Source organism: Sulfitobacter dubius (assembly GCF_900113435.1).
GTDB classification, from domain to species: domain Bacteria; phylum Pseudomonadota; class Alphaproteobacteria; order Rhodobacterales; family Rhodobacteraceae; genus Sulfitobacter; species Sulfitobacter dubius.
On sequence record NZ_FOPG01000001.1, the window covers coordinates 320341 to 332886 of the forward strand.

General features: G+C 59.6%; 15 protein-coding genes. 9 read left to right on the forward strand and 6 right to left on the reverse strand.

From position 1 onward, the window contains the following. Positions 1-24: 24 nt before the first annotated feature. The gene (gene tig / locus BM229_RS01550; RefSeq protein WP_093925947.1) at positions 25-1356 is read left to right on the forward strand and encodes a trigger factor; all 1332 of its coding nucleotides are present in this window, start codon (positions 25-27) and stop codon (positions 1354-1356) included. A 207-nt stretch (positions 1357-1563) separates the two neighbouring features. Here tig and BM229_RS01555 read toward each other — a convergent pair whose 3' ends face one another. From BM229_RS01555 to rpsF, 6 genes are all read right to left on the reverse strand, one after another. Beyond that, positions 1564-3522, reverse strand: a complete 1959-nt coding sequence (locus BM229_RS01555) for a bifunctional 2',3'-cyclic-nucleotide 2'-phosphodiesterase/3'-nucleotidase (protein ID WP_093925948.1) — start codon at positions 3520-3522, stop codon at positions 1564-1566. A 72-nt stretch (positions 3523-3594) separates the two neighbouring features. Next, on the reverse strand, positions 3595-4080 hold the full coding sequence (locus tag BM229_RS01560; protein WP_167360175.1) for a transglycosylase SLT domain-containing protein: 486 nt from the start codon (positions 4078-4080) through the stop codon (positions 3595-3597). Between the two features lie 127 nt (positions 4081-4207). Further along, positions 4208-4498, reverse strand: coding sequence for a hypothetical protein (locus tag BM229_RS01565; RefSeq protein ID WP_093925949.1), 291 nt, complete (start codon positions 4496-4498; stop codon positions 4208-4210). 151 nt (positions 4499-4649) lie between these two features. Further along, positions 4650-5276 (reverse strand): 50S ribosomal protein L9, encoded by a 627-nt coding sequence (gene rplI / locus BM229_RS01570; protein ID WP_093925950.1) that lies wholly within the window; start codon positions 5274-5276, stop codon positions 4650-4652. Between the two features lie 11 nt (positions 5277-5287). Beyond that, entirely contained in the window at positions 5288-5515 is a 228-nt protein-coding gene (rpsR, locus tag BM229_RS01575; protein ID WP_005852865.1) for a 30S ribosomal protein S18, read from the reverse strand. Positions 5516-5543: 28 nt separating this feature from the next. After that, positions 5544-5897, reverse strand: a complete 354-nt coding sequence (gene rpsF / locus BM229_RS01580; protein WP_007119975.1) for a 30S ribosomal protein S6 — start codon at positions 5895-5897, stop codon at positions 5544-5546. Positions 5898-6110: 213 nt separating this feature from the next. Here rpsF and fabD point away from each other — a divergent pair, with 213 nt between their 5' ends. The 8 genes from fabD to mltG all read left to right on the forward strand — a co-directional run bounded on the left by fabD (position 6111) and on the right by mltG (position 12520). Then, the gene (fabD, locus tag BM229_RS01585) at positions 6111-7043 is read left to right on the forward strand and encodes an ACP S-malonyltransferase (RefSeq protein WP_093925951.1); all 933 of its coding nucleotides are present in this window, start codon (positions 6111-6113) and stop codon (positions 7041-7043) included. Positions 7044-7060: 17 nt separating this feature from the next. Beyond that, a complete protein-coding gene (locus BM229_RS01590; RefSeq protein WP_093925952.1) occupies positions 7061-7465 on the forward strand; it encodes a hypothetical protein in 405 nt (134 codons plus the stop codon). Then, a complete protein-coding gene (locus BM229_RS01595; protein ID WP_093925953.1) occupies positions 7462-8031 on the forward strand; it encodes a COG3904 family protein in 570 nt (189 codons plus the stop codon). Before BM229_RS01590 ends, BM229_RS01595 begins: the two co-directional genes overlap by 4 nt. A gap of 22 nt (positions 8032-8053) precedes the next feature. Then, complete coding sequence (gene fabG, locus BM229_RS01600) at positions 8054-8791, forward strand: 3-oxoacyl-[acyl-carrier-protein] reductase (protein ID WP_067626654.1); 738 nt, start codon at positions 8054-8056, stop codon at positions 8789-8791. Between the two features lie 202 nt (positions 8792-8993). Beyond that, positions 8994-9227, forward strand: a complete 234-nt coding sequence (locus BM229_RS01605) for an acyl carrier protein (RefSeq protein ID WP_067261852.1) — start codon at positions 8994-8996, stop codon at positions 9225-9227. A gap of 159 nt (positions 9228-9386) precedes the next feature. Then, complete coding sequence (locus BM229_RS01610) at positions 9387-9920, forward strand: GNAT family N-acetyltransferase (protein ID WP_093925954.1); 534 nt, start codon at positions 9387-9389, stop codon at positions 9918-9920. Positions 9921-10075: 155 nt separating this feature from the next. Beyond that, positions 10076-11335: a beta-ketoacyl-ACP synthase II gene (gene fabF, locus BM229_RS01615; protein ID WP_093925955.1), complete on the forward strand. Its 1260-nt coding sequence runs from the start codon at positions 10076-10078 to the stop codon at positions 11333-11335. Continuing rightward, positions 11336-12520, forward strand: a complete 1185-nt coding sequence (gene mltG / locus BM229_RS01620) for an endolytic transglycosylase MltG (RefSeq protein WP_093925956.1) — start codon at positions 11336-11338, stop codon at positions 12518-12520. Positions 12521-12546 lie beyond the last annotated feature (26 nt).

Sequence of the window (12546 nt, forward strand, 5' to 3'; positions counted from 1 at the left end):
GCGGCCTTACCCTATGGAGCACACATGCAGGTCAACGAGACGCTGAACGAAGGTCTGAAACGCGGTTACAACATCACCGTGACCGCCGCCGAACTGGAAGCCAAGGTCAACGAAAAGCTGGCCGAAGCGCAGCCCGAAGTCGAAATGAAGGGCTTCCGCAAGGGCAAGGTTCCGATGGCACTGCTGAAAAAGCAGTTTGGCCAGCGGATCATGGGCGAAGCGATGCAGGAAAGCATCGATGGCGCCATGGCAGAGCATTTTGAAAAGTCCGGCGATCGCCCCGCGATGCAGCCCGAAGTCAAAATGACCAACGAAGACTGGAAAGAAGGCGATGACGTCGAAGTTTCCATGGCTTACGAAAAACTGCCGGAAATCCCCGAAGTCGATCTGAGCAAGATCGAGCTGGAAAAGATGGTCGTTAAGGCCGATGACGCCGCCGTCGAAGAAGCGCTGGCAAGCCTTGCCGAAACTGCACAAGACTTCAAAGCCCGCAAAGAGGGTGCCAAAGCGGAAGATGGCGATCAGGTTGTGATCGACTTCAAAGGCTCCGTCGACGGTGAAGAATTCGAAGGCGGTGCGGCGGAAGATTACCCGCTGGTGCTGGGCTCCAACTCCTTCATCCCCGGCTTCGAAGAGCAGTTGGTCGGCGTGAAGGCGGGCGAAGAAAAGTCCGTCGTCGTGAACTTCCCCGAAGAGTATCAGGCTGAGCATCTGGCCGGTAAGGAAGCGACATTCGCTTGCACCGTTAAAGAAGTGAAAGAGCCTGTTGCTGCTGAAGTAAACGACGAGATGGCCAAGAAATTCGGCGCCGAGGATCTCGACGCGCTGAAAGGTCAGATCGCTGAGCGTCTGGAAGCGGAATATGCTGGTGCTTCGCGCGCTGTGATGAAGCGTAACCTGCTGGACGCGCTGGACAAAGAGGTCAGCTTTGACCTGCCGCCGTCGCTGGTTGACGCCGAAGCCAAGCAGATCGCGCATCAGCTGTGGCACGAGGAAAACCCCGAAGTTGAGGGCCATGATCACCCCGAGGTTGAGCCGACAGACGAGCACAAGACACTGGCCGAGCGCCGCGTCCGTCTGGGCCTGCTTCTGGCCGAACTGGGTCAAAAGGCCGAGGTTCAGGTGACCGATGCCGAGATGACCCAAGCGATCATGAACCAGGCGCGTCAGTACCCGGGTCAAGAGCGCCAGTTCTTTGAGTTCGTGCAGCAAAACCAGCAGATGCAGCAGCAAATGCGTGCGCCGATCTTTGAAGACAAGGTTGTCGATCACGTTGTTGAGCAAGCCAAAGTGACCGAGAAAGAGATCTCCAAAGACGAGCTTCAAAAAGCTGTTGAGGAACTGGAGGACGAATAAGTCTTCTCGTAGATCGAATTTGGGGCAGGGGCGACGGTTTACCGTCGCCCCTGTTTCGTTTTGGAGTGGTGTGGAAACTTATCGCTGTTCCAGACGGGGGAACCACGAGGCGCAATCACGCAAGGGGGCTGACGGCACCCTTTACGGATGTGAGATGCGCAAATTGGTATCGCCCCGGCGCGGAGGGCGATACCTTGAGTACTTGCCTTACAGAGTGATGCGGAACTGGGCGAAACCAGTATCGGTATCGCGCACCTGCTCCATCTCCACGCCGGTCACCTCATCCAGATAGTCGGCAGCCTTTGGTCCCGTTTCAAACAAGACGCTGGTGTTCTCCAACGGTGCAAAGCGCCAGTTGGCGTCGGCACGTGGGCTGATGGTGCCTTTCTCAACAATGTAGCGGACGATCACATCGCGGTTTGTATCTGGCCCTTCAAAGACGATTGTATCGCCCTTCGCGCCGGGAAACGCGCCGCCCCCGCCTGCGCGGTAGTTGTTGGTGGCAATGATAAATTCAGATTTGGGGTCAATCGGTTGACCGTCGAACTCCAGATTGGTGATGCGGTTGGCATCGGAGTTTTGAACTTCACCCTCGGGGCCGAACTTGGACGGTTGGCTTAGGTCAATCTGGTAACTCACCCCGTCGATGACATCGAAGTTGTAGCTGGGGAAGCTGTCGCTGAGCAGGGGTTGGTCCTGCTCGCCGGGGGTAATCTGATTGAACATACCAGCAGACCGCTCCAGCCAGTCTTTGACCTGTGCACCGGTCACCCGCACGGCGCGGGCGGTGTTGGGGTAGAGGTAGAGGTCGGCGACATTTTTGATAGCCACATCGCCCTTGGGCACATCGGTGTAATACTCCGGTCCACCCCGCCCTCCGGCCTTGAAGGGCGCGGCGGCTGACAGGATCGGCAGACCCTCATGCTCGGTCCCCTTGAGCATTTGTTCAATATACCACGTCTGCGCGTTTGAGACGATCTGCACCGAAGGGTCATCGGCCACCAGCGCGAAATAGCTGTGCAGGTTTGCGTCAGTCTTACCCACGGCGCGGCGGACATAGGCGAGTGTTTCGTCATGTTCTTGCTGGACTGAAGCGAGGATTTCAGGATCGCTTTCCACCAGCGGCAAGACTGAACGGTCTTCGTTGCGCTGCGAAATCGCGCGGGCCTCGGCGCTGTGGCTGGCAATGCGCCATCCGTTGCCATCACGTTCGAGCATTAGGTCGATCAGGCCAAGGTGGCTGCCCCAGAAGCCGCCCATCGTGGCGGGTTTGCCGTGGATCGTGCCCTTGCTCACATCCACGCCCGGATAGTCGGCATAGGTGCCTGAGGGGAAGACGAGGTGACTGTGCCCGGTCATGATCGCATCGATCCCTTCGACAGCGGCCAGCGGGACCGAGGCGTTCTCCATCAGGTCTTCTTCTTTCGCCGCGCCGATGCCGGAGTGCGACAGCGCGATGATGATGTCGGCTCCGGCCTCTTTCATTTGCGGCACCCACGAGCGGGCGGCCTCAAGGATGTCGCGCGCCTGTACCTTGCCTTCTAGGTGGCGGCGGTCCCATGCCATGATCTGCGGCGGGACAAAGCCGATGATGCCGATCTTGATGCTATGTTCCGCGCCCGCGCCATCGGTCAGCTTTCGGTCAAGCAGGACATAGGGCTTCACCAGCGTTTCATCGTCGCTGGGCTTGGCACCTGTCTTTTTGACGACATTGGCGCTGACCACGGGAAAATCGGCACCGGCGAGCGATTTCATCAGGAAATCGAGCCCGTAGTTGAATTCATGGTTACCTAAGGTGGAGGCATCAAAACCGAGCGTGTTCATCGCTTGGATGACCGGGTGCATGTCACCCTCTTTCATGCCGCGCTCATAGGCGATGTAATCGCCCATTGGGTTGCCTTGCAGGAAATCCCCGTTGTCAAGCATCAGCGTATTGGTCGCTTCGGCGCGGATCGATTTGACGATGCTCGCGGTGCGGGCAAGGCCCACGGTGTCGACCTCCTTGTCGGCGTAATAGTCGTAGGGAAAGACGTGCACATGCAGGTCTGTCGTTTCCATCAGCCGCAAATGCGCCTGATTGGCCGCAGCGCGGAGCGAAAACGGATGCAGGGCCAACAGCCCGGCAGAACCGGCTAAGAAGTGACGGCGGTTAAGGCGAAGGGTCATGCGGGCATTCCTTTGTCAGCGTTACCTCATACCTGCGGCGAAGGGAGAGGCCGTTGCAAGCCCGAAAATTAATCACCCATCGCGCAGGCCGGTTTCCACTAGCATACCGCGTTTCTTGGCTTCGTAATAATAGCCCCGCGCGTACCATTTGATGGCGGTGCCGTGGTCTCCGTCAGACAAAAGCCAAGCGCCGCGAAGGTATTTCAGTGCGTATTTCAGATTGGTGTCTGCATCCAAAAGGTCGGACGAACTGCCTTGGAAACCCATTGAACGGGCCGTGGCAGGCAAGATTTGCATCAAGCCGTAGTAGGGGCCGTTGCGGGCACGGGGGTTATGGGTGCTTTCGCGGATTGCCAGACGGTGAACCAATGGGCGCGGCAGGTCGTAGAAATCGGCCCAGTGGTTGATTTTGCGCCGCAGTTCAGGCGTCTCGTTCGGGTGCAGGGGCAGGGCGGGGCGCTGCGGGGGCTCTGGTGACACCATAGGGGCTGCGTTGCAGGCGGTGAGAGCAGTAGCGGCAATGAAAGAGAGGAACATGCGGCGTGTGGTCTGTGGCATGGTGCACCGGGGCTTGTTATATCGGCGCGAAGATCGCCCCAAGGGGCCTCAAGGGCAAGCGTCATGGTCCCGCATACGCGACCCCTTGCCAAGCGGTTCAGGCGCAAAGCGCGGCTTTTCGCCATGTTCAGACATCAGCGACGATTTCGCCTTTCATTTCGCCTGTCATGCGGCTTTGATCTTCGCGCCTTACGGAACGGCGCACTTCGTCGATTTTAAGCTCGGCAGCGTCGCGCGTGGCTTTATCTGGCCATTCGGTGATGACGGCGCTGGTCCGATCAGTGGTGCGTACCACGGTGATGCGGCTGGCACCGAAGTCTTTGAGTGCGGGCAGGCGTTTCTCTTTGATCGCGCTGAGAGCGACATCATAGTCTGCCCCGTCGGCGATTTCCCAAGTGGTAATGGTGATGTATCGCATGTGTCGTCCTCCATGCTGAATGGGGGCATTATACCACACATTTGATCGTTTTTGCAGGGGCTTCTGTCGCCGGGCTGCGGAGAGGGGCAGCAATACGAAAAACGCCGCGCGGAGGACCGCACGGCGTTCAAATTTAGCTCTGACGAACGGATCAGCTGTTGCTGTCGTCCTGTGCGTCGCCCTCGGGGGTGCGCACAACGTCCGAGTCGCCGTCTTCGTCAGCGGCGGAACCGATGTCGTCAAACAGTTCGGAGATTTCGAATTCAGCAGCGGCTTCCTCTTCGGCGGCCAATTCCTGAATCGATTTGCCGGATGCCTGAAGCTCGGCCTCTTCGGGCGAACGTGCGACGTTCAGCTCGATTGTGGCGGTCACTTCGGGGTGCAGAACGACCTGCACTTCGTGGACGCCCAGATACTTGATGGGCTGGCCCAGAACGACCTGCTTGCGGTCAACCGAGAAACCTTCTTCGGTGGCGGCTTCGGCGGCGTCACGGGTGGTGACGGAACCATAAAGCGCGCCAGCGTCGGAAGCAGAGCGAATCACGACGAATTGCTGACCGTTCAGCTTTTCGGCCATGGCTTCGGCTTCTTTTTTGGTCTCGAGGTTTTGCGCCTCAAGCTGAGCTTTCTGACCTTCAAAGGCTTCGACGTTGGCTTTGGAGGCCGACAGCGCTTTGCCTTGGGGCAGAAGATAGTTGCGAGCGTAGCCAGACTTTACGTCCACGACTTCGCCCATCTGGCCCAGTTTGGCCACACGTTCCAGAAGGATAACTTGCATGTGCTCTCTCCTTACTTAACGGCGTAGGGCAGCAGGGCGAGGAAACGAGCGCGTTTGATGGCACGGGCCAGTTCGCGTTGTTTCTTGGCCGATACGGCGGTGATACGGGAAGGAACGATCTTGCCACGCTCAGAGATGTAGCGTTGCAGCAGACGTGTGTCCTTGTAGTCAATCGCAGGTGCGTTGTCGCCCGAGAAGGGGCACACTTTACGACGACGGAAAAATGGTTTTGCAGCCATGATTTAAGTCCTTTTTTTCAAGCGTTGATCAACGGCGTTCGCGGCGGTCGGGCCGCTCGTCACGCTTTTGCATCTGTACGGACGGCAGTTCTTTGTGCTCATCAACTTTGATGGTCAGAACGCGCATCACGTCATCATGCAGGCGCATCAGGCGCTCCATTTCCTGCACGGCGGTCGCGGGGGCGTCCGAACGCAGGAAGGCATAGTGGCCCTTGCGGTTTTTGTTGATCTTGTAGGCCATCGTTTTGACGCCCCAGTACTCGCTGTCGACGAGCTTGCCGTCGTTGTCCGCGAGGACGGTGCCAAAGTGTTCGATGAGGCCTTCTGCTTGCGTGTTGGACAGGTCCTGACGCGCAATCATAACATGCTCATAAAGCGGCATGTGCACTCCTATTTATATCAAGGCGCATTTCATAGGCGGGGCATTCAACCTTGCGGCCCCACCACGAGAGTCTGCGCGGTTCATATGCTTTGCAAGGAAGCGCCCGTATACACGGTTTGCGCCGCACGGCAAGCCCCAAGCGCCTGCGGCAAGGCTTGTTCGGCTGAGGCGCAGAGGATACATCAGGCAAAACGCATAAGAGAGGCCGCAACTATGAGCATTGCATTCGTTTTCCCGGGCCAGGGTGCCCAAACCATCGGCATGGGCCGCGATCTGGCTGAAGCCTATCTGGAAGCCCGCGCCGTTTTCCAAGAAGTCGACGACGCCCTTGGTGAAAAACTGTCTGACCTGATCTGGGAGGGGGATATTGAGACGCTGACCCTGACGCAAAACGCCCAGCCTGCGTTGATGGCAACATCGATGGCGGCGATGGCGGCGCTGAAGTCCGAAGGGATCGAAGTTGGCAAAGCGGCCTATGTGGCGGGCCATAGTCTTGGCGAATATTCCGCGCTCTGCGCCGCAGGGTCGCTGTCGCTTGCCGACACCGCACGGCTGCTGCGCATTCGCGGTAAGGCGATGCAGGCCGCCGTGCCGGTGGGTGAGGGCGCGATGGCGGCGATCCTTGGCCTTGGCATCGAAGAAACCGGGAAACTGGCCGAAGCCGCGGCCGAGGGCGAAGTCTGTCAGGTCGCCAATGAGAACGACCCCAGCCAGAACGTATTGTCGGGCCACAAAGCCGCAGTGGAGCGTGCCGTGGCGATGGCCAAGGATGCTGGCGCCAAACGCGCGTTGCTGCTGCCGGTCTCTGCGCCTTTCCATTGCCCGCTGATGGGGCCTGCCGCTGAGGAGATGGCGCGCGCTTTGGGGGAGGTCACGTTCAATGATCCCGCCGTGCCGCTGGTGGCGAATGTCACCGCCGAGGCGGTCACCGATGCCGCGAAGATTCGCGACTTGTTGGTAGAGCAGGTGACAGGCCGGGTGCGCTGGCGGTCTTCGGTTGAGTGGATGGCCGCGCAGGGTGTCACCGAAGCATGGGAGATCGGCGCGGGCAAGGCGCTTTCGGGCATGATCCGCCGGATCGAAAAGTCGCTTGCCACCCGCAGCATCGGCACGCCGGATGAGGTCAAAGCCGCGAAAGAGGTGTAACGCCCCGGAGGGCCGAGATGACGATGCAAGAAACCCTGACCCTGCTGCCGGAATGGCTGATCTGGTGGTTCAATTGGCTGGTCTTTGCCGTGGCGGTCTTGCCCTTGACGCTGCTGATCTGGCCGCAGAGCCGCAGAGTCGGGGTGATTGCCGTTTTGGCGAGCATTCTGACCGGCGCTGCGGTCTACGGAATGTTCCGGCAAATGGGATACGTCAAATTGCTCGGTCTGCCGCATCTGCTGATCTGGGGGCCGCTGGCGGTCTACCTGTTCCGCAAACAGGCTAAGGACGCCATGCCCATTGCCGCGCGGTGGATCATCCGGGTGATCTTGGCCACCTTGCTGATCTCGCTGGCCTTCGATGTGGTGGATGTCCTGCGTTATATCTTGGGCGAGCGGACGCCGCTGGGGGCCGAGGCGTGAGACGGCTGATTGCTGTATTCGCGCTGCTCGTTTCTTTGGTGGCCTGCGGCACGCTTGAGAATGCCAGCGATGGCACGCGGATGCAGGTTCAGGGCCCGTATCTGTTGATGTCCGGCACGATCACCAGCCGAACACCCGCCACTTTCGCGCGCCATCTGGCCGAGAATCCGCGGATTGATACGGTGGTTCTGGGGCAGATCGACGGCTCTATTGATGCGGCAGCGACGCACCGGATGGGGCGACAGATTCGCAGATTGGGGCTGGCGACCGAGCTGCGATCGGGCAGTGTGGTTGATTCTGGGGGTGTTGAGCTGTTCATCGCCGGAGCCAAACGGCGCATGGCGCCGGGGGCGGCATTGCGAGTGCATAGCTGGCGCAATGGTTACCGCGAGGGCAGCAGCTATCCGCGGCAATCGCCCAAACACCAGATGACACGGCGCTATATGGCCGAGATGCTGGGCAATGACGGCTTTTACTGGTTTACCTTGCAGGCCGCGCCATCTGACGGGATACACAAGATGACAGCGGATGAAATCCGCCGCTACGGGCTGCTGACGCGGCCCTGACTGATAGAATAAAGGAAGAGACATGTTCGATCTTACAGGAAAGAATGCCCTGATTACCGGCGCTTCGGGCGGCATTGGCGCGGATATTGCCCGCAAATTGCATGCCCAAGGCGCGACCGTGGGGCTTTCGGGCACGCGGACCGAGCCGCTGGAAGCGCTGAAGGCCGAATTGGGCGAGCGGGCGCATGTGCTGCCTTGTAACCTGAGCGACATGGAAGCCGTCGATGCTCTGCCGAAACAGGCGGCTGAGGCGATGGGCTCGGTCGATATTCTGGTGAATAATGCCGGGATCACGCGCGATAACCTGTTCATGCGCATGTCGGATGATGAATGGAATTCGGTGCTGAATGTGAACCTCACCGCGACGTTTAAGCTGTGCAAAGGCGTGATGCGCGGGATGATGAAGGCGCGTTGGGGCCGGATCGTGAATATCTCAAGCGTGGTGGGGGCCACCGGCAATCCCGGTCAGGCGAATTACGCGGCCTCCAAAGCGGGTGTCGTGGGCATGTCCAAATCGCTTGCCTATGAGGTGGCGAGCCGTGGGATCACCGTGAATGCTGTGGCACCGGGCTTTATCACCACGGCGATGACCGACAAGCTGACGGATGAGCAAAAGTCTGGAATCATGGGGCAAATTCCGGCAGGCCGCATGGGTGATCCGGATGAGATTGCCGCCGCTGTGGTCTATCTTTCTAGTGCCGAGGCTGCTTATGTGACAGGGACCACCTTGCATGTGAACGGCGGTATGGCCATGTTGTGACCCTGCGCTGCAATAGCGTTTGCCAAGCCTTCGGCATGTGCTAAAGGGGGCGCAGAATCGAAACGAAGGGAGCTTGATTGCCCCCTCCGCCTTGTGCGAACAAGGAAAATAGCCGCCCCTTTTGGGGCATCCTCCAAACGCTGATCATCGGCGGGCGGAAACCAAAAGGGGCCTGAATGGCCCGAAGACATGAGGACTTATTATGAGCGACGTCGCAGACCGCGTGAAAAAGATCGTTGTGGAACACCTGAGCGTGGAAGAGGATAAAGTGACTGAGAATGCGTCGTTCATCGACGATCTTGGCGCTGACAGCCTTGACACCGTGGAGCTGGTGATGGCGTTCGAAGAAGAGTTCGGCATCGAGATCCCCGATGACGCCGCTGAGAACATCCAGACCGTTGGCGATGCGGTTAAGTTCATCAAAGAAGCCTCCTAAGGCTTTGCCGGGCGACCGGCGGAATTGAGATTTTAGAACGGCGTTGTTCCTAGCGGAATGACGCCGTTTTTATTTGCCGTAGCGGGGTGGGCTTGTCCCTTTGGTGCCGAAGCCGCATGTCTTCGCCAAGTAGTTTCAAGCGTGAAGGCAATTCACCCCATGTCCCGAACGATCCCGACCATCAACACAGCCAGACTGACCCTGCGCGCCATGCGGGCTGAGGATTTTGAGCGTTACGCCGAGATTTGGGCGATGCCGGATGTGGCGGATCGGATACTTGATCGGCCCCGGGCGAAGGGGCAGTCGTGGGATGCTTTCCTGCGCAATGCTGGGCATTGGCAGATCACGGGATTCGGGCAATGGGCCGTGCAGCTTCACCGACAAAGAGAGATGCTGGGGCAGACGGGTTTCGTCTTTGGCTCACGGAATTTAGGTGAGGATTTCGATACTTACCCCGAAGCGCGGCTGGTCTTGGCGCCTCAGGCGCAGGACCAGCGTTTGGGGTTTGAGGCCGCACGCGCGGCGCATGAATGGTTTGATAGGGTGATCACCGGACGCACGGTTTGCATGGTTTCGGGGGGCAATGAGGCGGCGTTGCGGATCGCGGGCGCGCTTGGGTATCAGCCGCTGCGGGAGGCAAAGACAGCGGGTGGCCCGGTGCATCTGCTAACCCGGCGTGGGCCGCCAGTCTAACGTCACCACCAGACCCTTACCGCCTGTGATGGCCGCCCGATTCCGCAGATAGGCGTTTTTGTGCTATGCCTGCGGCCCACTGCCGATATGCTTGTGCCTACAGGCTTTTGCAGGGTAAGAGGTTCGCCGAGAGATTATCGGCAAGGGGCACTAAGATGCGCAGAGTTGTAGTAACGGGTTTGGGTTTGGTTACCCCCCTCGCGGACGGCGTGGAAGAAAGCTGGAAACGGATCCTTGATGGGCAATCCGGAGCCGGACCGATCACCGGCTTTGATCCCAGCAAATTGGTGACCCAATACGCCTGCGAAGTGCCTTTGGGCGATGGCAGTGATGGCACCTTTGACGCCAATAAATACATGGAGCCGAAAGAACAGCGGAAAGTCGATACTTTCATTCTGTTCGGCATGGCCGCCGCCCAGCAGGCGGTTGAGGATTCGGGTTGGTTGCCGACCGAGAAAGAAGATCAGGAGCGCACCGGCGTGTTGATCGGCTCGGGCATCGGTGGATTGAACTCTATCGCCAATACCGCTGTCATGATGGCCGAAAAGGGTCCGCGCCGCGTGAGCCCGTTCTTTGTACCCGGCGCGCTGATCAACCTGATCTCGGGTCAGGTGTCGATCCGCTATGGGTTCAAGGGGCCGAACCACTCGGTCGTGACTGCTTGTTCCACCGGGGCCCATGCCATCGGTGACGCGGCGCGGCTGATTAAATACGGCGATGCGGATGTGATGATCGCAGGTGGTGCCGAGGCGGCGATCTGTGAGATCGGCATGGCGGGCTTCAACGCCTGCAAGGCGCTGTCCACCAAACGCGGCGACGATCCCAAGAAAGCCAGCCGCCCCTATGATGTGGACCGTGACGGTTTTGTCATGGGTGAGGGCGCGGGCATCGTGGTCTTGGAAGAATATGAGCACGCCAAGGCGCGCGGTGCCAAGATCTATGCCGAAGTGCTGGGCTATGGTCTGTCGGGCGACGCGCATCACATCACCGCACCGTCCGAAGATGGCGAGGGTGGTGAGCGTTCGATGCGCGCGGCGTTGAAGAACGCAGGACTTGAGCCCAAGGATGTTGATTACATCAACGCGCATGGCACCTCGACCATGGCCGATACCATCGAATTGGGCGCGGTCGAGCGTCTGATGGGCGATGCGGCGGACAAGGTCACCATGTCCTCTACCAAATCCGCGACCGGGCACCTCTTGGGGGCCGCTGGCGCGATCGAGGCGATCTTCTGCATGCTTGCGATCCGCGATCAGGTGGCCCCGCCGACGATCAACCTTGATAACCCAGCGGTTGAGACACCGATTGATCTGGCGCCCAACAAAAAGGTCGAGCGCAAGATCGACGTGGCGCTGAGCAATTCGTTCGGCTTTGGCGGGACAAACGCATCGGTACTGTTCGGGAAAGTCCGCTAAATGTGGCGTCATATCGCTTCTAACGCCGTGACGTTTCTGTTGGTCGGCCTGTTTCTGCTTGGGGGGATCATCCTCTGGGGCAAGACGACCTATGTCGCCGAAGGGCCGCTGGAGCAGGCGATCTGTGTGCAGGTCGAGCGCGGCTCGAACATGCGGCAGGTGAGCCAGAGCCTTGTGGAGCAGGGCGCGGTTTCCTCGCCCGCGCTCTTTCGCATGGGCGCGGATTACGAGGAGAAGTCGGGCAGCCTGAAAGCCGGCAGTTTTCTTGTGCAGCCCGGCACGTCGATGCAGGGGATTGTTGATATCGTGACCCAAGGCGGGGCCAGCACCTGCGGCACCGAGGTTGTGTACCGGGTGGGCGTGAACCGCGTAAGTGTGCAGGTTCGTGAGTTGGACCCAGTCACAAGCCGGTTCGTTGAGCGCGCGGAGTTCACGCCGGGTGAGGAAGAGACCCCTGAGGCATACTCCGAAATCTCCAGCAAGAACGACACGCGGTTTCGTGTGGCGCTGGCCGAAGGTGTGACAAGCTGGCAGGTGGTTGAGGCGCTCAAGCAGGTGGATCAGTTGTCCGGGGACGTTGAAGAGTTGCCCGCCGAGGGCAGTCTTGCGCCTGACAGCTATGAGGTCCGCCCGGGCGATGATCGGGCTGAGGTGGTCGCGCGGATGGCGGCGGCGCAAGAGGTGCTTTTGGCCGAAGCCTTTGAAGCGCGCGACGCTGATCTGCCGATTGAGACGCCGGAGGAACTGCTGATCCTTGCGTCGATCATCGAAAAGGAAACCGGTGTGGCGGCAGAGCGGGAGCAGGTGGCGAGCGTTTTCGTGAACCGTCTGAACCAAGGCATGCGCCTGCAAACGGACCCGACGGTGATCTATGGCGTGACCGAAGGCAAGGGCGTGCTGGGCCGCGGGCTGCGCCGCTCGGAGCTGCGGGCAGAGACGGCGTGGAACACCTATGTGATCGACGGTCTGCCGCCGACCCCGATTGCCAATCCGGGCCGGGCAAGCCTGATGGCCGCCGCGCAACCGGCGGAGACGGATTTCGTCTTCTTCGTTGCCGATGGCACCGGGGGGCACGCTTTTGCTGAGACCTTGGATGAGCATAACCGCAACGTGGCGCGTTGGCGTCAGATCGAGGCGGAGCGCGGCGCAGAAGCGGCCGGGAATGCCTCGACAGGTGGTAACTGAAACGACTAGAGACCCCGCTGGAGACA

Excerpts from the sequence above, each read along its gene's own strand:
- tig (WP_093925947.1), top strand. The coding sequence starts at position 25 with ATGCAGGTCAACGAGACGCTGAACGAAGGTCTGAAACGCGGTTACAAC.
- BM229_RS01555 (WP_093925948.1), bottom strand. The coding sequence starts at position 3,522 with ATGACCCTTCGCCTTAACCGCCGTCACTTCTTAGCCGGTTCTGCCGGG.
- BM229_RS01560 (WP_167360175.1), bottom strand. The coding sequence starts at position 4,080 with ATGCCACAGACCACACGCCGCATGTTCCTCTCTTTCATTGCCGCTACT.
- BM229_RS01565 (WP_093925949.1), bottom strand. The coding sequence starts at position 4,498 with ATGCGATACATCACCATTACCACTTGGGAAATCGCCGACGGGGCAGAC.
- rplI (WP_093925950.1), bottom strand. The coding sequence starts at position 5,276 with ATGCAAGTTATCCTTCTGGAACGTGTGGCCAAACTGGGCCAGATGGGC.
- rpsR (WP_005852865.1), bottom strand. The coding sequence starts at position 5,515 with ATGGCTGCAAAACCATTTTTCCGTCGTCGTAAAGTGTGCCCCTTCTCG.
- rpsF (WP_007119975.1), bottom strand. The coding sequence starts at position 5,897 with ATGCCGCTTTATGAGCATGTTATGATTGCGCGTCAGGACCTGTCCAAC.
- fabD (WP_093925951.1), top strand. The coding sequence starts at position 6,111 with ATGAGCATTGCATTCGTTTTCCCGGGCCAGGGTGCCCAAACCATCGGC.
- BM229_RS01590 (WP_093925952.1), top strand. The coding sequence starts at position 7,061 with ATGACGATGCAAGAAACCCTGACCCTGCTGCCGGAATGGCTGATCTGG.
- fabG (WP_067626654.1), top strand. The coding sequence starts at position 8,054 with ATGTTCGATCTTACAGGAAAGAATGCCCTGATTACCGGCGCTTCGGGC.
- BM229_RS01605 (WP_067261852.1), top strand. The coding sequence starts at position 8,994 with ATGAGCGACGTCGCAGACCGCGTGAAAAAGATCGTTGTGGAACACCTG.
- BM229_RS01610 (WP_093925954.1), top strand. The coding sequence starts at position 9,387 with ATGTCCCGAACGATCCCGACCATCAACACAGCCAGACTGACCCTGCGC.
- fabF (WP_093925955.1), top strand. The coding sequence starts at position 10,076 with ATGCGCAGAGTTGTAGTAACGGGTTTGGGTTTGGTTACCCCCCTCGCG.
- mltG (WP_093925956.1), top strand. The coding sequence starts at position 11,336 with ATGTGGCGTCATATCGCTTCTAACGCCGTGACGTTTCTGTTGGTCGGC.